This is a genomic window from Janthinobacterium sp., from assembly GCF_031995485.1.
Classification (GTDB): Bacteria; Pseudomonadota; Gammaproteobacteria; order Burkholderiales; family Burkholderiaceae_D; genus Janthinobacterium.
The window spans coordinates 54,859-75,598 of record NZ_DAMAGB010000028.1; the positions used below are offsets into that span (position 1 = coordinate 54,859).

General features: G+C 61.4%; 19 protein-coding genes. 11 read left to right on the plus strand and 8 right to left on the minus strand.

Annotation, left to right across the window (positions count from 1 at the left end; all coding sequences use genetic code 11):
* Positions 1-86: 86 nt before the first annotated feature.
* Entirely contained in the window at positions 87-1,445 is a 1,359-nt protein-coding gene (locus RTQ46_RS16050; protein WP_312438060.1) for a glycerophosphodiester phosphodiesterase family protein, read from the plus strand.
* A gap of 211 nt (positions 1,446-1,656) precedes the next feature.
* On the opposite strand, the gene RTQ46_RS16055 is transcribed toward RTQ46_RS16050, so the two are convergent.
* The 3 genes from RTQ46_RS16055 to RTQ46_RS16065 form a co-directional block, all read right to left on the minus strand.
* Complete coding sequence (locus RTQ46_RS16055; protein WP_312438062.1) at positions 1,657-1,926, minus strand: hypothetical protein; 270 nt, start codon at positions 1,924-1,926, stop codon at positions 1,657-1,659.
* 373 nt (positions 1,927-2,299) lie between these two features.
* A complete protein-coding gene (hslO, locus tag RTQ46_RS16060) occupies positions 2,300-3,280 on the minus strand; it encodes an Hsp33 family molecular chaperone HslO (protein WP_312438064.1) in 981 nt (326 codons plus the stop codon).
* A gap of 3 nt (positions 3,281-3,283) precedes the next feature.
* Positions 3,284-3,808: a gamma carbonic anhydrase family protein gene (locus RTQ46_RS16065; RefSeq protein ID WP_312438066.1), complete on the minus strand. Its 525-nt coding sequence runs from the start codon at positions 3,806-3,808 to the stop codon at positions 3,284-3,286.
* A 206-nt stretch (positions 3,809-4,014) separates the two neighbouring features.
* Between RTQ46_RS16065 and RTQ46_RS16070 the strand changes: the two genes are divergently transcribed.
* The 8 genes from RTQ46_RS16070 to bamC all read left to right on the plus strand — a co-directional run bounded on the left by RTQ46_RS16070 (position 4,015) and on the right by bamC (position 11,306).
* Entirely contained in the window at positions 4,015-4,896 is an 882-nt protein-coding gene (locus RTQ46_RS16070; protein ID WP_312438067.1) for an alpha/beta hydrolase, read from the plus strand.
* Between the two features lie 102 nt (positions 4,897-4,998).
* On the plus strand, positions 4,999-5,832 hold the full coding sequence (locus RTQ46_RS16075; protein ID WP_312438069.1) for a 3',5'-nucleoside bisphosphate phosphatase: 834 nt from the start codon (positions 4,999-5,001) through the stop codon (positions 5,830-5,832).
* Between the two features lie 213 nt (positions 5,833-6,045).
* Positions 6,046-6,927, plus strand: coding sequence for a protease HtpX (htpX, locus tag RTQ46_RS16080; RefSeq protein ID WP_312438070.1), 882 nt, complete (start codon positions 6,046-6,048; stop codon positions 6,925-6,927).
* Positions 6,928-6,965: 38 nt separating this feature from the next.
* Positions 6,966-7,589, plus strand: a complete 624-nt coding sequence (locus RTQ46_RS16085; RefSeq protein ID WP_312438072.1) for an L-threonylcarbamoyladenylate synthase — start codon at positions 6,966-6,968, stop codon at positions 7,587-7,589.
* A 72-nt stretch (positions 7,590-7,661) separates the two neighbouring features.
* Positions 7,662-8,339, plus strand: coding sequence for a site-2 protease family protein (locus RTQ46_RS16090; protein WP_312438074.1), 678 nt, complete (start codon positions 7,662-7,664; stop codon positions 8,337-8,339).
* Between the two features lie 88 nt (positions 8,340-8,427).
* Positions 8,428-9,000: a class I SAM-dependent methyltransferase gene (locus RTQ46_RS16095; protein WP_312438076.1), complete on the plus strand. Its 573-nt coding sequence runs from the start codon at positions 8,428-8,430 to the stop codon at positions 8,998-9,000.
* Positions 9,001-9,162: 162 nt separating this feature from the next.
* The gene (gene dapA, locus RTQ46_RS16100) at positions 9,163-10,041 is read left to right on the plus strand and encodes a 4-hydroxy-tetrahydrodipicolinate synthase (RefSeq protein WP_312438077.1); all 879 of its coding nucleotides are present in this window, start codon (positions 9,163-9,165) and stop codon (positions 10,039-10,041) included.
* A gap of 68 nt (positions 10,042-10,109) precedes the next feature.
* Complete coding sequence (bamC, locus tag RTQ46_RS16105) at positions 10,110-11,306, plus strand: outer membrane protein assembly factor BamC (RefSeq protein WP_312438079.1); 1,197 nt, start codon at positions 10,110-10,112, stop codon at positions 11,304-11,306.
* Positions 11,307-11,469: 163 nt separating this feature from the next.
* Here the strand turns inward: bamC and RTQ46_RS27135 are convergent, their stop codons facing one another.
* Entirely contained in the window at positions 11,470-11,724 is a 255-nt protein-coding gene (locus RTQ46_RS27135) for a hypothetical protein (protein WP_308925056.1), read from the minus strand.
* A 354-nt stretch (positions 11,725-12,078) separates the two neighbouring features.
* Entirely contained in the window at positions 12,079-13,200 is a 1,122-nt protein-coding gene (locus RTQ46_RS16115; RefSeq protein WP_312438083.1) for a cupin domain-containing protein, read from the minus strand.
* A gap of 93 nt (positions 13,201-13,293) precedes the next feature.
* Here RTQ46_RS16115 and RTQ46_RS16120 point away from each other — a divergent pair, with 93 nt between their 5' ends.
* On the plus strand, positions 13,294-13,839 hold the full coding sequence (locus RTQ46_RS16120; protein ID WP_312438084.1) for a peptidylprolyl isomerase: 546 nt from the start codon (positions 13,294-13,296) through the stop codon (positions 13,837-13,839).
* Between the two features lie 42 nt (positions 13,840-13,881).
* Here the strand turns inward: RTQ46_RS16120 and RTQ46_RS16125 are convergent, their stop codons facing one another.
* From RTQ46_RS16125 to RTQ46_RS16135, 3 genes are all read right to left on the minus strand, one after another.
* The gene (locus RTQ46_RS16125) at positions 13,882-14,910 is read right to left on the minus strand and encodes a hypothetical protein (protein WP_312438086.1); all 1,029 of its coding nucleotides are present in this window, start codon (positions 14,908-14,910) and stop codon (positions 13,882-13,884) included.
* Complete coding sequence (gene mutS / locus RTQ46_RS16130) at positions 14,907-17,570, minus strand: DNA mismatch repair protein MutS (RefSeq protein ID WP_312438088.1); 2,664 nt, start codon at positions 17,568-17,570, stop codon at positions 14,907-14,909. Before mutS ends, RTQ46_RS16125 begins: the two co-directional genes overlap by 4 nt.
* Positions 17,571-17,784: 214 nt before the next feature.
* The gene (locus RTQ46_RS16135; protein ID WP_312438090.1) at positions 17,785-18,318 is read right to left on the minus strand and encodes a hypothetical protein; all 534 of its coding nucleotides are present in this window, start codon (positions 18,316-18,318) and stop codon (positions 17,785-17,787) included.
* 405 nt (positions 18,319-18,723) lie between these two features.
* On the opposite strand from RTQ46_RS16135, the gene RTQ46_RS16140 reads away from it, so the two are divergent.
* Entirely contained in the window at positions 18,724-20,559 is a 1,836-nt protein-coding gene (locus tag RTQ46_RS16140) for a GGDEF and EAL domain-containing protein (RefSeq protein ID WP_312438092.1), read from the plus strand.
* The last annotated feature ends 181 nt before the right edge of the window (positions 20,560-20,740 follow it).

Genomic DNA, 20,740 nt, shown 5'->3' on the forward strand with positions numbered 1-20,740 from the left:
TAAGGCAGCACGGTTTTTCGGGCAATCGCTGCGCATTGCCCGTTAAGTGTTCCCCTAATGACCATCAACCAGGAATTGCGCTTGCCATGACCATCCACAAACACACGTTGCTATGCCTGTCGGCGCTGACCTTGTCCGCTTGCGGCGGTAGCAGTACCGAGTCGCTGCAGACGCTGGACGGCAAGGCGCCGCTGGTGGTTGCCCACCGCGGCTTGTCGGGCCTGTACCCTGAACAAACCCGCCCCGCCTACGAGGCGGCGGCCGATGCCGGCGCCGATTCGCTGGAACTCGATGTGCACATGTCGAAAGACTGTGTGCTGGTGGCGCGCCATAATCCCTGGCTCAGCGACAACACCAATATCGGCACGGTCGCGCTGACCAATGCCCAGGTCGCCGCACGCAAACGCACGGTGCCAGGCCGGCTGGTCAATGTTGGCTATTCCCTGGCGACCTATGGCGGCCCGGCGCAATACCTGACCGACCTGACCGATCCGGCCAATCCGAAATCGGTACTGAAATCGCTGATCGTCGATGGCGAAGACCATACGGGCGACTGGTCGATCAGCGACTTTACGGCGGCCGAACTGAAGCAGTGGATCGGTGGCACGACCTACGATGCGCGCGAATCGCGTCCCGGTGAATTGAATGGCAAATATCCTGTGCTGACCATGCAGGAAGTGATCGATATCGCCAAGGCGAAGAGCGCATCGGGCGGCCGCACGATTTCGGTGTATCCGGAATCGAAAAACCCGGTATGGAACAATGCCCAGGCCATCGCCAACGGCTGTGGCAGCGGCAGCCATCCATTCGAAGACGCAATCGTGAAGATCGTCAAGGACAATAACCTGAACAGCAAGACGGCGGCGATCTATATCCAGAGCTTTGATCCGGCCAGCCTGAAATACATGCGCGCCGCCGGTTTGACCAGCAAGATGGTGCAACTGATCGATGGCAATGACGTCAATTACAAGACAGGTGAAATGATTTACCGCACCAACGATGTCTACAACTTCGTCGATGGCCGTCCGTATAGCTGGACGCTGGCTGGCGACGGCCGCTTCTTCGGCGACATGCTGACGCCGGCCGGCCTGGCCGAAATCAAGACCTACGCCGACGGTATCGGTCCCTGGAAGCCGCAAGTGATGGCGTTGACCATTTCACCGTTCAAGGCCACCAATGCCGATGGCACGCCGTACACCGGTTCGGCTGCCGACGTCAACAAGGCAACGCCAACGAGCCTGATCGCCGATGCGCACAAGGCCGGCCTGTTCGTCCACAGCTTTACGTTCCGTAACGAGGCGAAATATCTGGCTGGCGTGTACAAAGGCGACCCTGCAACCGAATTGCTGGGATTTTTCCGCGCCGGCATCGACGGCGTGTTCAGCGATTTCAGCAATACGGCCGTAGTGACGCGTAACGCTTACTTGAAAGAAACCGGGCATTAAGCGCCTTGGCCGGCGCCGCCCATGTCTGTTGCTGGTGCTGCTTAGAACTCGCCCTTGCCGGTCGAGATCAGGTAAAAACGGATGGCGGTAACGGCAACGGCCAGGGCGATCAGGGTGGTTTCGAGTATCATCATCATATTTCCAGGTCAATTTTAAATAGTGTATTCATCCAAGTGTTCAGGGCAAGGCGCAACGCCGCCCTGGACACTTTTTAACCGCGCGACGCCAGGAAGCGCAGTTCCGAGGCCAGATTCGGCATCAAGTGTTCGTAGCGTGCCGCTTCCGAGTTCAGCAGCGCGATATCGTGCTTGCTTGGGCGCGTGTAGCGTGGCTCTTCGGCACTGGCGACATCTTTCTGCGCCAGGTCGCTGTAAGGCTTCGAGGCGAGCAGGGCGCCCACGAAAGCGCGCGTGGCGCGGCCAAGATTGCTGAAATAGCCGTCGGTGCCGGTGTTGCTGTAAGTGCTGGTCAATGTGGACATATGTCCTCCATAAATGGTGTGTTGTTGCATTGCACAATAGCGTACCCCGGGTTATGCGTCCAATTTCAAATTCCAATTTCAGAAATTCAAAATTTGAATAATAAGGGCGTAGCAGGCTGGCAATTCTTCAAAACAAATTTATTGACCTGCATCAATTCTGTTGCGTTGAGCTGAAACCGCGAGGTCGCCTGTGCAGCGGCCTGCAGCCCGTTCGCGGCCACCGGGTAGTCGTCAGCAATGGTGATAACAGATATGCGTTGGCAGCGGGAAATGAATATCGCGTCTCGGAGCGAGACTGCGAATTGCACTGCAACAAAGAAGGCGCTGGAAGAAATGCGCCGCCCCTGAAGGACGGCGCAAGGTGCGGCGGGAATTAATTGATGCTGGTCGCGGGCGGGATCAGCACTTCGGCCGGTGCATCGGTAATGAACAGCTGCGCGCAGTCGACCTTGTCGAAATCATAGTGCTGGCCGCAGAAGTCGCAGTTCACGCCCACGTGGCCGATCTCGGCCAGCGTGTCGTTGACTTCCTGTTCGCCCAGCATCTTGAGCATATTGCCCACTTTTTCGCGAGTGCAAGTGCAGTGGAAGCTCGGGTGCAGCGGGTCGAACACGCGGATCGTTTCTTCCCAGAACAGGCGCTGCATCAGCGTGTCGATGTCGGTTGCCAGGATCTCTTCCTCTTTCAGGGTCGAGGCCAGCATCACGGCGCGGTTCCAGGTATCGAGCGCGTCTTCTTCCGACACCGGCGTCGCTTCGGCCTTGCCGCCGTGGTGCGGCAGCTTTTGCAGCAGCAGGCCGCGCGAGGTGCTGTCATCGGTGGCCAGCCACAGGCGCGTGTCGAGCTGTTCCGAACGCAGCATGTAGTTTTCGATCACGGTCGCCATGTCGTCGCCGTCGAGCGGCACGATGCCCTGGTACGGCTGCTGGCCCGGCACCTTGTCGGCCGGGTCGAGCGTGATGATGAAGCGGCCCTTGCCGTTGGCGTTCATCAGCTGCGGCACAGTGCTGCCGTCAACGATCTCCGCATCCGGGTCGAGCTTGGCGGTGGCGCGCAGGCGCAGGTCCGAGTCGCACTCGACCACCATCAGGCGTACCGGGCCGTCGCCATGGATCTGCATGATGATCGAGCCGTTGAATTTCAGGTTGGCCGACAGCAGGGCGGCGGCGGCCACCATTTCGCCCAGCACTTTTTTCACGGCCAGCGGGTAGGCGTGGCGCGACACCACTTCCTGCCACGTGTGCGAGACGTCGATGAACTGGCCGCGCACGGCGGCGTTATCGAAAATAAATTTTTGCAGCGTGTCCTGGCCTGCGATGGGGGCGCTGATTGCGCCGCTGGTGTCAGTCGTCATGTGTTATCCAATCTTCTTGAGTTGCGTATTGAACAGCTGGCCCCGTTGTACATACGTGAGGGCGTTGCCTTGTAGCCTGGTGATATCGTCTGCCGTCAGCGTGCGCACGGCCTTGGCCGGGGTGCCGATGATCAGCATATTGTCGGGAAACTGCTTGCCTTCCGTGACCAGCGCGCCGGCGCCGACCAGGCAGTTCCTGCCGATCTTCGCGCCGTTGAGCACGATCGCCTGGATGCCGATCAGCGTGCCGTCGCCGATGGTGCAGCCGTGCAGCATGGCCTGGTGGCCGATCGTCACGTTCTGCCCGACGTCGAGCGGAAAGCCGGGGTCGGTATGCAGCACGGCGCCTTCCTGTACATTGCTGTTGGCGCCCACCGTGATGCGTTCATTGTCGCCGCGCAAGGTGGCGCCGAACCACACCGAGGTGTTTTCATGCAGCGTGACCTTGCCGATCACATTGGCCGTGTCGGCAACAAACGCAGAAGCATCAATCTGTGGCGCATCCGCGCCCAATTGGTAGAGTGTCATGGTCAGCCTGTGGCAGGTGGTGGGAACGCCGGACGTGGAAAATGCCGTGATTGCCGCCATTTTACGCTGTTGCAAGACAAGCCAGAGTGGCGGCTGGCGATCCGGTATAATTAAAGAACGGTCGTACTTTTATGGCGGCACTTACGTCCCGCCAACTTCAGACACAGCATGTGGCGACGCCTGCGCCACTTTCAAGGTAGCTATCCATGAAACTTTCTCGTTCCGAATTCATCAACATCCGCGGCGCAAGCGTCCATGTGCGCCACTGGGGCCGCGAGGACGCGCCCATCCTGTTCATGGTGCACGGCTGGATGGATGTGGCCGCCTCGTTCCAGTTCGTCGTCGATGAACTCGAAGGCGACTGGCATGTGATCGCGCCCGACTGGCGCGGCTTCGGCCAGAGCGACTACACGCAGTCCGACACCTACTGGTTCCCCGACTACCTGGCCGACCTCGACGCCATGCTGCTGCATTACTCGCCCGAGGCACCCGTGCATCTGCTGGGCCACAGCATGGGCGCGAATGTTGCCGGCCTGTATGCGGGGGTGCGGCCCGAGCGCATCGCCAGTTTCATCAACCTGGAAGGCTTCGGCATGATGGCCACCCAGCCGGAGCAGGCACCGGGCCGCTATGCCAAATGGCTCGATGAATTGCGCGAACCGCCCCTGATGCGCAGCTATCCGAGCAGGAAGGCCGTGGCCGAACGGCTGCAGAAAACCAATCCGCGCCTGAATGACGAGCGCGCGGCGTTTTTGGCCGAACACTGGTCGGCGCAGAACGAGGCGGGCGAGTGGGACATCATGGGCGATCCGCGCCACAAGCGCGTCAATCCGATGCTGTACCAGGTCGAGGAAGTGATGGCGTGCTGGCGCCGCATCACGGCGCCGGTGCTGTGGGTCGAAGCGGACGATACCAATATGTGGCAATGGATGGGGCCGAAAGAGCAGGCGCGCATCGAAATCGACCGCCGCCTGGGCTTTCTGAAAGATGTGCGCTGCAAGATGATGGCGGACGCCGGCCATATGCTGCACCACGACCAGCCGCGCGCGCTGGCGCGCATGGTGGAAGAGTTTCTCGCCACAATATGATGCAGATGTGACAGCAATGAGACGCTGACCCTGCCGCGCGCCGGCAGGCAGCGTACAATAAAACCTCTCCCCATCACCAGCCCTGCAAGCCATTGCTTCCTTATGCTTAAAGTCGACCTGCATTGTCATTCGAATATCTCCGACGGCGTGCTCGCACCGGCCGCCGTGGCCGCCTACGCGCGCAAGGCCGGCGTCGATGTGTGGGCGCTCACTGACCATGACGAGGTGTCGGGCATCCCCGCCGCCCGCGTGGCGGCACTGGAGCTGGGCATGCAATTCGTTGCTGGCGTGGAAATCTCGATTACCTGGGCCGGCCAGACCGTGCATATCGTCGGCCTGCAGATCGATGAAAACAATCCTGGCCTGGTAAACGGGCTGAACCAGACGCGTTCGGGGCGTGACGCGCGCGGGCGCGAAATCGCCCGCCAGCTGGACCTGGCCGGCGTTGATGGCGCCTATGAAGGCGCGCTCAAATTCGTCGGCAACCCCGACCTGATGTCGCGCACCCACTTTGCCCGCTATATCGTGGAAACGGGCAAGTGCGCAAATATTCCCGAAGTATTCAAGAAATACCTGTCCGAAGGCAAGCCTGGCTATGTCGAACACCGCTGGGCCACCCTGGCCGAGGCCGTGGGCTGGATCCGCGGCGCCGGCGGCGTGGCCGTGATCGCCCACCCTGGCCGCTACCGCTTCAGCGACATGGCGCAGGGCGTGCTGTTCGATGAATTCAAGCAACTGGGTGGCGTGGCCATCGAAGTGGTAACGGGCAGCCACAGCCCGGACCAGTATCCGGAATACGCGCGGCTGGCCAACGACTATGGTTTCCTGGCTTCGCGCGGCACCGATTTCCATGCGCCGGGCGAGTCGCGCGTGGATTTTGCGGCGCTGCCGCCGCTGCCAGGCAACGTCAAACCGATCTGGCACGACTGGTTTTAAACACTTTGCATAACCTGCTGCGCGGCGCGATTTGCGGTCTCCGATGCTCACTGTGCTAAAGCACCGCTCCGCTTCTCAACCGCAACTCACATCCGCTCGCTACGGTTCTGTAAAGCGTTTTTAAGGGAGGACTAAGGCCGCTCTGGCAAGCTTGATAACAGCCGTATTCACCACCACTTTATTGTTATCGATTTTCTGCTGGAGCCAACGTCCATGAAACGTATCGTCCTGTTTATCGTCACTAACCTGGCCGTGATGCTGGTGCTCTCGCTCGTCCTCAGTTTGCTGGGCGTGGGCAATCCTGCGCGCGGCAGCACGCTGAACCTGGGCAGCCTGCTGGTGTTTTCCCTGGTGGTCGGCTTTACCGGCTCCATCATTTCGCTGTTGGTCAGCAAACCGATGGCCAAGTGGAGCACCGGCGCGCGCGTGATCGACAACCCCGCGTCGTCGACCGAGCTATGGCTGGTCAATACGGTGCGCGCGCTGTCCGAACGGGCCGGCATCGGCATGCCGGAAGTGGCCGTGTATGACGGCGACGCCAACGCGTTCGCCACCGGCGCCTTCAAGAACTCGGCGCTGGTGGCCGTTTCGACCGGGCTGCTGGAAAGCATGAACCGCGATGAAGTCGAAGCCGTGCTGGGCCACGAGATCGCCCACGTGGCCAATGGCGACATGGTGACCTTGACCCTGATCCAGGGCGTGGTCAATACCTTCGTGGTGTTCCTGGCGCGCGTGGTGGGTTTCTTTGTCGACAACATGCTGCAGAAAAACAGCAACCGCGAAGGCGGGCGCGGCATTGGTTATTTCGTCACCGTGATGGTCTGCGAAGTGCTGTTCGGGCTGCTCGCTTCGATCATTGTCGCGTGGTTTTCGCGCCAGCGCGAATTCCGTGCCGACGCCGGCTCGGCCAAGCTCTTGGGCAGCCCGACGCCGATGATGCATGCGCTGGCCCGCCTGGGCGGCGTGGCGCCGGGCGAGTTGCCGCAGTCGATGCAGGCGCTGGGCATCAACGGCAAGGGGGGCTGGGGCGCGCTGTTCGCCACGCACCCGCCGCTGGAGGAACGCATCGCCGCGCTGCGCGGCGTACAATCATGACACATCAATAAAAAACTGGTCCGCCAGTCAGTGAACCCATGAGTCAATTTTTCCAGATTCACCCTGACAATCCGCAATTGCGCCTGATCAAGCAGGCCGCACAAATCATCCAGTCCGGCGGCGTGGTGGCCGTGCCCACCGACTCCTGCTATTCGCTGGTCTGCCAGCTCGACGACAAGGGCGCCGTCGAGCGCCTGCGCCGTATCCGCGGCATCGATGAAAAACATCACCTGACCCTGCTGTGCCGCGATTTGAGCGAGCTGGGCGTGTATGCGCGCGTCGACAACCGCCAGTTCCGCCTGCTCAAGGCGGCCACGCCGGGCGCGTATACCTTTATCCTGGAAGCGACCAAGGAAGTGCCGCGACGCCTCAGCCACCCGTCGCGCAAGACCATCGGCCTGCGCGTGCCGCAGCACCGCATCGTGCAATGCCTGCTGGAAGAACTGGGCCAGCCGCTGCTGGGCACGACATTGACCCTGCCCGGCGACGAGGAAAGCCTGACCGACGCCGATACCATCCGCGAGCGGCTCGAAAAGCTGGTCGACCTGATCGTTGACGGCGGCGTGTGCGCCAACGGCCCCAGTACCGTGATCGACCTGACCGGTGCCGAACCGGAAGTGGTGCGTCTGGGGCAGGGCGATCCGGCCGCGCTGGGTTTGTAGGCACGGCGGCTTTACCCGGCTTTAACGGTGGCATAAGAAAGGGGGCAGGGCGCCTCTGGTAGAATCGCGGTCATGAGCGATTTCAACACGATAGTCCAAACCGTCGCGGTGTACCTGGTGCCCGTCCTTTTTGCCATCTCCCTGCATGAAGCCGCGCATGGCTACGCCGCCCGCTATTTCGGCGATCCGACCGCCGCCAACGAAGGCCGCCTGAGCCTCAATCCGCTCCGCCATATCGACCCGTTCGGCACGGTGCTGCTGCCGCTGATGCTGTATCTGGCGATCCAGGTGCCGTTCGGCTACGCCAAGCCGGTACCGGTCGACTTCAGCCGCCTGCGCAATCCGAAGAAGCAGATGGCCTGGGTGGCGTTTGCCGGCCCCGGTTCGAATTTCGTCATGGGCCTGGCCTGGATGATCGCCTTTGTCGTGCTGAGCGCGATGCCGCCGACCGAAATCGGCGTCTTTCTGCGCAAGATGGCCGGTGCCGGCATCAGCGTCAACGCGGCCATGTTCGTGTTCAACATGATCCCGGTGCCGCCGCTCGATGGCGGGCGCATCATGACCGGCATCTTGCCGATGTCGCTGGCGCGGCCCTATGCCAGCATCGAGCGCTACGGCATGTTTGTGTTTGGTGCGCTGGTGTTACTGATGTACCTGGGCGTGCTCGATGGGGTGCTGATGGCCTCGATCAGATTCGTGATCAAGGTGTTCCTGACCCTGGTGACGCCGCTGGCCGCGATGCTGGGTTGACGGACAGCGCTCGCGCTGCGCCTTGCCGCGCCACGATACAAGCAATGATGCAAGCAATGCTGCAAGCAACTAACTGATGGAATTCCCGATGCAAGCAACTGAACAACACACACCGACTGACGCCATTTCCGGCTGGGTGCGCCGCTGGGCGTCCCTGCTGCCCGGTGGCGAAGTGCTGGACCTGGCCTGCGGCAGCGGCCGCCATGCGCGCCACCTGGTGACCATGGGCCATCCGGTGATCGCGCTCGACCATGATCCGGAAATGCTGGAAAAAGCCGCCGGCGCCGGCATCACCACCTCGCTGGTGGACCTGGAAGCGCCAGGCGCCATTTGGCCATTCGCGGCCGGCCGCTTTGCCGGCATCATCGTTACCAATTACCTGCATCGCCCGCTGCTGGAGGCCATGATCACCAGTCTGGCGCCCGATGGCGTGCTGCTGTATGAAACGTTTGCTGAAGGCAATGAAGAGTTCGGCAAGCCGTCGAATCCGAACTTCCTGCTCAAGGAAGGCGAGCCGCTGTCCCTGGCCCTGCAGCAGGGCCTGCGCGTGGTAGCGTTTGAAGAGGGGCGCGTGGAGTTGCCCAAGCCTGCGCTGGTGCAAAGAATGTGCGCCGTGCGGCCGGATTTTCCACGGTTGGCGGCGCTGTTGCCGGCATTTTGAATGGTGTTTGAAAGGTGTTTGCGGGTAAGGTATGGAGCCTGCCTGCCATTGAACGGAGGCAGAAGGACAAGAATTTACAAACCGTTACTGCCCTAGAATGCACCACAGGCGCGGGCTATCCGCTACAATCGTTGTTTTATTTATCGGCGCTATAAACTTACTATGATCAAGGGCAGCATTGTAGCAATCGTCACCCCGATGCACGCGGACGGCAGTCTGGACATTCCAGGCCTGCGCAAGCTGATCGATTGGCATATTGCCGAGGGGACAGACAGCATCGTGATCGTCGGCACTACCGGCGAATCGGCAACCGTCAGCGTGGAAGAGCACTGCGAACTGATCAAGCTGACCGTCGAGCACGCCAAGGGACGCATTCCGATCATCGCTGGGGCTGGTGGCAATTCCACGGCTGAAGCGATCAAGCTGACGCGCTATGCAAAAGAAGCCGGCGCCGATGCCGTACTGCAAGTGGTGCCTTACTACAACCGTCCTACCCAGGAAGGCATGTACCAGCACTTCAAGGCCATCGCCGAAGCGGTCGACATTCCCGTGATCCTGTACAACGTGCCGGGCCGTACCGTGGCCGACATGAGCAACGAGACCATCGTGCGCCTGGCGGCGATCGGCAATATCGTCGGCGTGAAAGATGCGACCGGCAATATCGGCCGCGGCATCGACCTGCTGCGCCTGGTGCCTGCCGACTTCGCCGTCTACTCGGGCGACGATCCGACCGCCATGGCGCTGATGCTGTGCGGTGGCCATGGCAATATTTCCGTCACGGCCAACGTCGCGCCGCGCGCCATGCACGAGATGTGCGTGGCCGCCATGGCCGGTGACCGCGCCACGGCCATTGCCATCAATAACAAGGTTTTTCCGCTGCATCAAAAACTGTTTGTCGAGCCCAACCCGGTGCCCGTCAAATGGGCCCTGGCGGAAATGGGCATGATGCCTGCCGGCATACGCTTGCCGCTGGTACCCCTGGCCGAGAACTGCCATGCTGCCGTGCGCGACGCCCTGCGCGACGCCGGCGTCTTATCCTGAGCCCGGACTGGTATAGTCCGGACCTTCCCTGATTTCAGCTGCCACTTAGCTTCTTATCCAGTAACGACATGACTAATAGCAAGAAAACTACCCCGGCGCCAGCCACCATCGCTTTTCGCGGCCTCGTCATTGGCGCCGTCGCGGCCAGCCTCGCCGGCTGCGGCATGATCAGTTCGGTAGTCGGCGGCGACAAGGTCGACTACAAGTCGGTCAAGAAAGCCAGCTCGCTGGACGTGCCTCCCGACCTGACGCAACTGCAGCAGGACAACCGCTATTCGTTGCCAGATGCCAAGAATGGCGTGGCCACCGCTTCCGGCTACAACGCCCAGCGCAACGCCACTGCCGGCGTGCCGGCCGTGGTGGGCGCCGATGGCGTCGTGGGGGTGGTGCCAGTAACGGCAGGCAATGTCAAAGTCGAGCGCGCGGGCAACCAGCGCTGGCTGGTGATCAAGCAGTCGCCCGAGGTACTGTGGCCGCAGTTGAAACAATTCTGGGAAGATGCGGGCTTTACGCTGGTCATCGATCAGCCGACGGCCGGCATCATGGAAACGGAATGGAATGAAAACCGTGCCAAGATTCCGCAAGACATCGTCCGCCGCACCATCGGCAAGGTCTTCGATGGCCTGTATTCGAGCGGCGAGAAAGACAAATACCGTACCCGCGTGGAACGCCTGGCGGACGGCTCGACCGAGATCTACATCAGCCACCGTGGCGTGGAAGAAGTCATCACGGGCCGCGACAAGGAAACCACCACCTGGACCGCGCGTCCGAACGATCCCGGCCTGGAAGCACAATTCCTGGCCCGTCTGATGACGCGCCTGGGTGCTGCCACCGATGAGGCGCAAGCGAAGACAGCCGTCGACGCCGCGATTGTGCAGCCGCAGCATGCCCGCCTGGTGGGCGACGCCGCCACGCCGGCGCGCGCGATCGAAGTCGATGAAGGTTTCGACCGCGCCTGGCGCCGTGTCGGCCTGGCGCTGGACCGCGTCGGCTTTACCGTCGAAGACCGCGACCGCACGCAAGGCACGTATTTCGTCCGTTACGTCGATCCGGACGCCACCAAGAAAGACGGTTTCTTCTCGAAACTGTTCAGCTGGGGTTCTTCCTCCGACAAGAACGAGGGCGCACAGCGCTATCGCGTGCTGGTCAAGGCCGCAGCAACCGGCTCGGCCAGCAATGTCAGCATCCTGTCGAACGAAGGCCAGCCGGATGTCTCGCCAGTGGCCGAGAAAATCCTGGGCTTGCTGAACGAACAGTTGAAATAAGTATCGTAGCGGCGGGTGAAAACCTGCCGCGCAGCAAAAAGGCTGGCCCTGTCATGGGTGCCAGCCTTTTTTATTGCCCGCAGCATCTGCCCGATATGGACACCAAACTGCGGACGCAAAAAAACCGGCCCGAAGGCCGGTTTTTTCGATGCTGGATGCTAAATTACTTAGCAGCCGATGCAGCCGACGAAGCGGCAGCAGCAGCGTCCGAAGCAGCCGAAGCAGCGCTCGAAGCAGCAGCAGCAGCGTCGGTAGCAGCCGAAGCAGCAGCGTCAGCAGCTGGTGCTGGAGCAGCTTCAACTACTGGTGCTGGTGCTGGGGTTTCAACTACTGGTGCTGGTGCAGGAGCTTCTTCTTTTTTGCTGCAAGCAGCCAGAGCAACAACCATCAGGGAGGCGATCAGCAGGGATTTTTTCATTTGTTTTCCTTAATTATTTCAAAAAATAAATCAACATTGTTGCGATGAATAATTACCGGTAATTATCGCTCGTTAGGTCGTCTTCGAAGGCTTTTCGTACCAGGTGGTGCCTGCCAGACAACGGAAACTTCCTAACCGAATATTATAGCGATTTTTGGTGCGTCGCAATAGGAGCAAGAGGCAAATTCGCAACTATTTTGTGATATCGCAATATTTGCCAAGGCAAATTGCAAGCAAGTGTAAGAGTTTTGCGAAAGCGCGTCAAAACGATATTAAAACATTATCTTTCTTTGCGCCAGCGCAGAGTCCTTGCTCCTGCTTTGGTTCCATCACTTTTGCTGCGGTGCGCCTCATTCAGGCCAGTTCAAGCCAGCCATCCTGATACCAGGTGTACAGTGCTTCCATCACGTCATCGGATGCCTGGGCCACGGCCGCGCCGTTCAGGGCTCGGTCATTGGCCAGCGTCTCCAGTGCCGTTTTATCGGCCCGGCCAACGGCAAACGATTCGCCATTGATGAAGACATTCTTGCCACGATACAGCATCAGCGTCTTGCGTGACAACACAACACCATTCTTGTGTGCCGCTTGTGTGAAGCGTCCCACAGTCAGCGGCTTGGCCAGTGGCGCGAAAAACACATTGTGCTTCGGTTCGGACAGGTGCTCGCCGAGGAAGATGGTGACGTCTTCTTCCGTGAAGCGCACCTTGTTCATCTCTTCGGTAATGACCGCCAGCATCTCGCGCGGGATTTCCGCCGGCTTGGCCGACGCCTTCAGGTCCGGATCGCTGTAGATGCCGGGCAGGTCGATCGAGTCGGCCATGAATTGCAAAAAGGCTTCACCGAGCTCCTGGAACGATGGCGAGCGGAAACCGATCGAATAGGTCTGGCAGTCGCCGATGGCCACGCCGTCATGCGCGTAGTGGGGCGGCAGGTACAGCATGTCGCCCGGTTCCAGCGTGAATTCTTCGTCGGGCGTGAAGTTGCTGAGGATTTTCAACGGCAGGCCGTCGATCAGGCTCAGGTCCTGCTGCGCGCCAATGCGCCAGTGGCGCTTGCCCTGGCCTTGCAGCAGGAACACGTCATATGAATCGAAATGCGGGCCCACGCCGCCGCCATCGGTGGCAAAGCTGACCATCAGGTCGTCGAGGCGCGCGTCGGGCAGGAAGCGGAACTGGCGCAGCAGCGCGTCGGCGTCGGCGCTGTGCAGGTTGGCGCCTTGCACCAGCAACGACCAGTTCTTCTGTTTCAGGGAGGGCAGGCTGGCCAAAGGGCCTTGCTGCATAGTCCAGTGGCCGTCCACCTGGCTGACCAGGCGCGACTCGACATGGTCGAGCTTGGCTAGTTCGGCCAGGGCCTTGAAGTCCAGCAGGGGCTTGAAGCCAGGCACGGCCTGGCGGATCAGCAGCGGTTTTTTATGCCAGTAGTCGCGCAGGAATTGCGCCGGCGTGATGTCGCCGAGGAGAGTTAATTTTTTCATGCGCCCATTATAACAACCGGAAATGCAGGAATGCGCCTGTCAATGGCGGCGTAAAGGTATAATTTGTCAGCTTATACAATGAAAGGAAGCATAATGAAGATTGCCAAAAATACGGTCGTGACTGTCAACTACAAACTGTCAGACGCGCAAGACAATCTGATCGAAGACGGCCGCCAGCCGATGGTCTATCTGCACGGTGATTATGAAAACACCCTGCCGAAGATCGAAGAAGAACTCGACGGCAAGGAAGTGGGCTACTCCAACACCATCCAGATCGAACCGGACGATGCTTTCGGTGAATACGATCCGGCGCTGGTCAAGGTCGAGCCACGCAACCGCCTGCCTGAGCCGCTGGAAGTGGGCATGCAGTTCGAAGGCATGCCGGAAAGCGATTCGCCCGACGACGAAGCGATGATCTTCACCGTGACCGATATCGCCGACGACAAGGTCGTTCTGGATGGTAACCATCCGCTGGCCGGCATCGCGCTGCGCTTTGAACTGAACGTGGTCGACGTGCGTGAAGCCACCGAAGAAGAAATCGCCCACGGCCACGTGCATGGCGCGCATGGCCATGGCCACGATGATGAGGATGATGAAGGCGAGGACGGCGACCACTTCCGTACTCACCCTGTTCATTAAGTAACACCACCGGGCCGGCATCGTGCCGGCCTGGCTGCTTGCCTAGTGCTTGGGCAATGACGGACGGCTGGCGCGCTCGCGCACTTCAAACAGCGGCGTCTTGCCGGTCCTGACGGCAATCGCCGCCCAGTCGCTGGCGATGCTGACATGGCCCATATTGCCTTTCCAGTGGATCACCGGCGTCTCGCCACGCGGTATCGCCAGTTTGCCCCTGGCCGGCTTTTCCCCTGGCTGTTCACCCTGTTTTTCTCCCTGTGTATCGACCAGCAATACCTTGCCGCCGAATTTTTTCGCCAGCAGGCGGATCTGCTTGCGCGGACCGGCAAAGCCATCCTGCTTCGAACTGAAGCTCGGCAACAGCGAACTTTCTTCCTCGTCCAGTACGCCGACGTCGCCATCTGAAAACAGCACGATGCCGTCCAGCTTCTTGCCCTGCGCGATGGCAAACAGCCGCTGCAGCCAGGCGCGGTTGGCGACCAGCCGGTCTTCGAACTCGCTGTTGCGGCCCGCTTCAGGCAGGAAATGGTTGTTATTGGCGGGCAGGTTGACGGTGGCAAACAGCACGCCGCCAACTTCCCAATGGGCATTTTCCGCATAGCTGCGAAACTTGGCTGTCGAGGACAGCCGCGAGACGGTCAGCTTGCGCTGGCCCAGGCTCTGGTTGTCGGCAAAATACACGTCGCGCAGCCGGTTCAGCCGCTCGATGGCGTTGCCGCGTCCCCGCGAATTGCGGCAGCCGGCCCAGTCGCTGGCCGACAAGGACACGATCAGCGGCGGCGTGCTGGCGTCCAGCAGGTCCTTGCGCTGGCTGTACAGCTTGTCGCTGCAGGCTTCGCCGGCCGACTTGATGCCGGTCGCCACCACGAACGAGGCGTTGAAGGCGCTCACGCCGGCAATCGCCTTTTTCAGCGGCGCATCATCGGTGCCGGCCTTGAACGAGTGGCTCAGCACGGCAAACTCGAAGCCGGGCTGGCTGGCGCCGGCGGCCACCGCCAGTGTCGGCGCCAGGGGTATGCTGGCCGCCAGCAAGCCCGCCGCCAGCCGGTACGCGATACTGCGCGGCAAGGTCATGCGGCGGCCAGCCGTTTCAGCTGATACAGCTGTTCCAGCGCGTCGCGCGGGCTCAAGGCATCGGGATCTAGCTCGGCAATGGCATCGAGCAGGGCCTGCTGCGCGTCGCTCAGCGCGGCCGCTGGCGCGCTCGCTTCTTCCTCTTCCGCATACGGATCGGATGGCGGCGCGGCAAACAGGTCGCGCTGCGGCGTGGTGTCGAGCGCCTGCGCTTCGAGGCGCGCCAGGTGCTTGCGCGCGGCCTTGATCACCGGCTGCGGCACGCCGGCCAGCTGCGCCACCTGCAAGCCATAGCTTTGCGAGGCCGGGCCGGCCTGCACGGCGTGCAGGAAGACGATGCTGTCCTTGTGTTCGACCGCCGACAGGTGCACATTGGCGGCGCTCGGATGGCTGTCGGGCAATTGCGTCAGTTCGAAATAGTGCGTCGCGAACAGGGTAAAGCTGCGGCTGTGGTCGATCAGGTGGCGCGCGATGGCCCAGGCCAGCGCCAGGCCGTCGAAGGTCGAGGTACCGCGGCCCACTTCGTCCATCAGTACCAGCGAGTGCTCGGTGGCGCCGTTCAGGATGGCCGCCGATTCCGTCATTTCCACCATGAAGGTCGAACGGCCGCCGGCCAGGTCGTCGGTCGCGCCGATCCGCGTGAAGATGCGGTCGATCGGGCCGATGGTGGCGCTGGCGGCCGGGACATAGCTGCCGACATAGGCGAGCAGGGTGATCAAGGCCACCTGGCGCATGAAGGTCGATTTACCGCCCATGTTCGGGCCGGTGATCAAGAGCAATCTGCGTTCGTTGACGAAGCGGCAGTCGTTGGCGATAAAGCGTTCGATCTGCTTTTCCACCACCGGATGGCGACCTTCGACGATATTGATGCACGGCTCGCTGACCAGTTGCGGCGCAGCCCAGTTGTGCTGCTGCGCATGTTCCGTCAGCGCGTTCAGGGTGTCGAGCTGGGCCAGGCCCTGGGCGATGGTCTGCAGGGTGCCGATATGCGGCGCCAGGTCGGCCAGCAGCAGGTCATACAGCAGCTTTTCGCGCACCAGCGCCTTGTCCTGCGCCGACAGCGCCTTGTCCTCGAACACCTTGAGTTCCGGCGTGATGTAGCGCTCGGCGTTTTTCAGCGTCTGGCGGCGGCGGTAATCGTCCGGCACCTTGTCGGTCTGGCCGTGCGTCACTTCAATATAAAAGCCGTGCACCTTGTTGTACTCGACGCGCAGGTTGGCAATCCCGGTGCGCGCGCGTTCGCGCGTTTCCAGGTCCACCAGGAACTGGCCGGCGTTTTCCGACAGCGCGCGCAATTCGTCGAGTTCTTCGTCAAAGCCGCGCGCAAACACGCCGCCGTCGCGCACCATCGCGGCCGGCTCGGGCGCCACCGCGCGCACCAGTAAATCGAGGCAACTGTCGGGCGTGGCCAGCGCCGCATGGATAGTGGCCAGCAAGCCGTCGCACGGCTCGCCGCCATAGCAGTGCGTGACGCGCTCGCGCAGCGCCGGCAGTTGCAGCAGGCCGTCGCGCAGCGCGGCCAGGTCGCGCGGACGCGCCGACAGCAGCGCGATGCGGGTGGTGATGCGCTCGATATCCGGCACTTGCGACAGGGTGGCGGCCAGCGGCGCGGCCGCTTCGCTGTGCATCAGCGCGGCGATTGCCTGATGCCGCGCGCGCGCCACGCCCTGGTCGCGCCGCGCATGGTGCAGCCAGTGGCGCAGCATGCGCGAGCCCATGGCGGTGCGGCAATGGTCGAGCAGCGAGAACAGCGTTGGCGATTCCTGGCCGCGAATGGTTTCCGTCAGTTCCAGGTTGCGCCGCGTGGCCGCATCGAGGCCGATAAATTCGCTTTCCGTTTCGGTGGTCAGGGAGCGCACATGCTGCAGGCCGCGTCCCTGCGTCGATTGCGCATAGCGCAGCAGCGCGCCGGCCGCGCCGAACGCGGCGCCCAGGCCATCGGCGCCAAAGCCGGTCAGGGTCGCCACGCCGAGCTGGTCGAGCAGTGCCTTGTGGCCGCCGACCACGTCGAAATGCCAGTCCGGCACGCGGTTCACATGGGTGGTCGGATGGTCGTCAAACAAGGTGCCGGCGTCGCCGCTGAGAATCTCGGCCGGCACGATGCGCTCCAGCTCCTGCTGCAGTCGCAATGCCACGGTCTCGCTGCTGCCCGAAAACTCCATCAGTTTCAGCGCGCCGCTGGCCAGCGACAGCCAGGCCAGGCCGGTGGTCACGGTCTTGCGCTGCGTGACGCTGCACAGGGCCAGCAGCGGCCGCTCGGCTTTTTCCGGCAGCAAGTCGGCATCCGTCAGCGTGCCCGGTGTGACCACGCGCATCACCTTGCGCTCGACCGGACCCTTGCTGGTGGCCGGGTCGCCAATCTGCTCGCAGATGGCGACCGACTCGCCCAGCTTGACCAGCTTGGCCAGGTAGCCGTCGAGCGAATGGAACGGCACGCCGCACATCTTGATCGGATTGCCGCTGGCCGCGCCGCGCGCCGTCAGCGTAATGCCCAACAGGCGCGCGGCTTTTTCGGCGTCCTCGAAAAACAGCTCGTAAAAGTCGCCCATGCGGTAGAACACCAGCATCGTCGGATGATTGTCCTTGATGCCCATGTATTGCTGCATCATGGGGGTCAGTTTGCTCCGGGCGATCTTGGCGAGCTCTTGATTGGACTGCATGTTCATGTAAGTCTTTGAATGTAAGCGTTGTTCTGTAGTGTAGCGTGGCGCCGGAGGCTGTTGCCACGCGATGGCGCAGCCAGGCTGCGCGCGACAAGCCACACTTTACCATTACCAGCAGGGCAGGGCAGGGACTTGCCGGGCAAGCGGTGTGGTAATTCGGCCAACGGGCAGCCAGGACAGGTGCCGCATCCGGCTGCTGAAAAGAAGGACTTCAGCCTTGATTGTTTTTGATGATTCTCTCCGCGTTGGCCTTCAGTACCGGATGACCAACCGCATTATTGCCGTGCCTGGTCGCATTCGCCAGGACGGACGAGATGCTGTCCTTGTAGAGCGCCGTGATTTGCTCCGCGCTCTTGCCAGCGGCGATGCCGATGCGGAATGCGGTTTCCGCATATGCTTTCTGCGACAATATCCATTTGGCCAATGCCAGCTGCTGCGCATCATGCGATTGTCTGAAACGCGGATTTTTCGCTGCCATGTCTTCCATCGGTAGCGAGAACAGGCTCTCAAGCGCCGCATTGTCATTTTTGAGTTGCGCATTTTCCTGCTGCAACTGGTCGAGCTGTTCGCTCAGCGAGCTTGTTTTGTTTCTCAGCTGGACAATCAGGTCGAGATTGGACTGATTGCTGAATTTCTCGCTGTCGAGGTCGCTTTTGGCTGCAACTTCGGCCAGTCTTGCCGTCTCTTCGGCCTGTTTTGCCTGCTGTGCAAAATAATTGTCAGGATTGTAGTAATCGTTGCTCATGACACGCCTTGTTTTCAATTGTTCAGTAATGTATCGCACGCGGCTGCGGCGTGATGTGCCGCCACAACGACACTCGGCTTCCTGGCGCGCCGGCGTTTTTCGCCTGCAACATTATCATCCGACCAGGCCTGTTCATCGTATAAAAATTTGTGGAAGGTGTTCCAGTGACGATGCACTTACGTCGCTGCAATGTCTGGCCAGCAGACAAGGCAGACAGGTGCATGTGATTGCTTTTCATCAATGAAATTACTTTCATGTAATTTCAGGTAAGATGAGGGCATCCAGGCATTTTTCTTTTCAAGTACCCCAACCTTGTATTGTATTGAGGGAAATATTGCCAACCGCCAGGCGTCACGAGCGTCCGGGTTGGACTGGTGAATCTTGAATAAACAACCAAGTCAGACCATGACCATCTCCTGCCATATCAATGAAGCGCGCCGCATGCAGGCATTGCGCAAGCTTAATTTGCTCGATACGCCACCAAGCGAGGCGTTCGACCGCATCACGCGCATGGCGGCACGCCTGTTCAACTTGCCGATTGCCGCCGTGTCGCTCACCGATACCGACCGGCAATGGTTCAAGTCGCGCGTCGGCGTCGAGCACACGTCGATTCCGCGCATGAAGGCGCCGTGCGGCGAGGTGGCCGACAGCCGCGATCCGCTGGTGATTGCCGACCTGCTGGCCGATGCCGGCTACAGCAACAGTCCGCTGGCGGCCGGCGGCGTGCGCTACTATGCCGGCGCGCCGTTGATGACGCAGGACGGGCATTGTCTGGGCGCCTTGTGCGTGCTCGGCACCGCGCCGCGTGACACGACGGCCGAAGAGCTAGCCAGCCTGCAGGACCTGGCCGGCATGGTGATGGCGCAGATCGAGATGATGCATGCCATCGGGCGCGTCGATCCGATCAGCGGCTTGCCGAACCGCACCCAGTTCATCGAGGATTTCCAGGACATGCAGAACGAGCGGCCCGGTGGCGAGTGGCGCCTGGCGATCCTGATCAACCTGGCGACGCCGGATCAGCTGGCGCACGCCGCGCGCGCCATGGACTCGGTCTACCTCGATGAACTGGTCAACGACGCTGCCGCATGGATACGCGACGAGATCGGCAATGGACGCAAGGTGTATCACGTGGCCACCACCCAGTTCGTGCTGCTGGCGGCGCCCGGCGTGACGCTCGACCTGTGCGTGCGCCTGATCGAAGCAAAAATCGCCAATGCCATCGCCACCATCAAGACCAGCTTTGTCGCCACGCCGGCGGTGGGCGTGGCGCCGTTCGAAGTCGGCGCGGCGGACTGCCTGAGCGTGCTGCGCCGCGCGCAAAGCGCGGTGCAGGACGCCATTGAACGGGCAACCCATGTGGCCGTGTATTCGGCGCACGAGGACCGGCTGTACCGGCGCCGCTTCACGCTGCTGGGCGACTTCGCCACGGCATTGGAAAGCACTGACCAGCTGCGCCTGGTGTTCCAGCCGCGCATCGATATCGCCAGCGGCCTGTGCGTCGGCGCCGAAGCGCTGCTGCGCTGGAACCACCCGACCCTGGGGCCTATCGGCCCGGCCGAATTCATTCCCTTTATCGAGCGTTCGCGCCTGGCGCAGGCCACCACCGCCTGGGTGCTCGCTGCGGCGCTGGACCAGCAGCAGGCCTGGCGCCAGGCCGGGCTGGCCCTGCAGCTGTCGCTCAACGTGTCGGCCATCAACCTGCTCGAACCCGACCTGGCCAGCCGCGTGGCCGAAGCGCTGGACCGGCGCGGCCTGCCGCGCGACTGCCTGGAGCTGGAAATCACGGAAAGCGCGATCATGGAGCAGCCTGCCAGGGCGAACGCCACGCTGGAAGCCATCGCCGCCAGCGGCGTGCACCTGGCGATCGATGACTTCGGCACCGGCTACAGCAGCCTGGCCTATCTGCAGCGCATGCCGGCCGACGTGGTCAAGATCGACCAGTCCTTTATCCGCGAACTGGCAACCGACCAGCGCCAGCAGGGCCTGGTGCAAGCCATGATTTCACTGTCGCAGGATCTCGGTCACCGGGTGGTGGCCGAGGGGGTGGAAAACGAGGCCGTGCTGGCTTTCTTGCGCGGGGCCGGTTGCGATGAGGCGCAGGGTTATTTGTTTGCGCGGCCGCTGGAAGTGGATGTCTTTACCGGGTGGTATGTCGGCAGGATAGTCGCCCAGGCGCAGCAGCTGTCGTTGCAGCCGATGGCGCCTTGCGGATTGAATGAGAGCACGCGCAGCATTGCCTGAATCCCTGCGCGACGCGTGAGCTCCGCATGTTCAAAAAAAATTCCTCCCGTTCGCCGGTGTGCATGGCCGGCGTCCCACAGGTGTTTCCATGGTGTCGGATGCCGGCCACTGACGTTGACGAAACAAATGGCTATGTCACTGTCATGTGTGGAAAAAAACCGAGAGTGGCTTTGAGCAAGCT